Genomic DNA, 971 nt, shown 5'->3' with positions numbered 1-971 from the left:
CGACGGCGCGCGGCGCAGGTCCCGGCGCGGTCGTCCAGGCGATCGTCCGGGTGGTGCGGGCCGTCTCCGAACCGTGCGCGGAGGAGACCCTGGCGGGGCTCGTGCCCTGGCGGACGCTGACCGGGCACGCCGTCGCCGCGTTCCCACGCGACGCGATGCTGCTCTGGACGTCCTCGCTGTTCGTCCGCCGGTTCGGCGCGTTCGAGGAGGCGGTGGAGCTGGCCGAGCGGGCCGAGGCGATCACGCCGTCCGACAACGCGGCGATCGCCGCCGCCTACGCGCTGCGGGCGCTGGGACGGACCGACGACGCCGTCGCCGCCTTCGGACGCGCCATCGAACGGGCCCCCGGCAACCTCGCGGTCCACGCCGACACCGCCGAACTGCTGCGCGACGCCGGCCGGATCGACGAGGCACTCGAATGGACCGAACGCGCCCTGGCGATCGACCCGGGCCACGACTGCTCGCTGCTCGTCCGCTGCGGGCTGCGGTTCCGCCGCGACCGAGACATCGACGAGCTCGTCAAGGTCGCCGACCTGCTGCGCGCGCAGGAACCCGGCACCCACGGGTTCGCGCACGCCGCCCAGGTGCTGGCCGACGAAGCCGGACGGATCTGGTGGGCGGGCGGTGTCCCCGCCGCCACCGAATCGGTCGTCAACGTGCTCGGCCAGGTCCTCGCCGACGGCGGCGGCCAGGGCGCCGGCAGCCTGAGCGTCTCGGCTCTGGAACCGCCCAGCGCCTTCCTCGCCTTCACCCGCGCCCTGCCCGGCTACACGGTGTCGGTGACCGACCTGCCGGGCCCCGACCCCCGCCTCACCATCCCGGAGGTGTTCACCGACTCGCCGGTAGAGAAGGTCACCGCCACCGTCTGGAACTACCAGGGCACCGTCGCCGCCCCGGCGTTCCCGCCGCCGGACGCCGAGACGGCGCGGCGTGTCGCCGACGTCGCCACGGACCGCTGGCCCCACCCGCCG

The 971-nt window shown here is 75.5% G+C and carries 1 protein-coding gene; it reads left to right on the top strand.

Annotated features, from left to right (window positions below; translation table 11 throughout):
* On the top strand, positions 1–971 hold a 971-nt coding region (locus tag ACYVE7_RS34685), incomplete at both ends, for a tetratricopeptide repeat protein (RefSeq protein ID WP_460370880.1).

The organism is Actinocorallia lasiicapitis (assembly GCF_054778695.1).
Note: the sequence above shows the minus strand (reverse complement) of the source record. Positions and strands in the feature narration are given on the sequence as shown.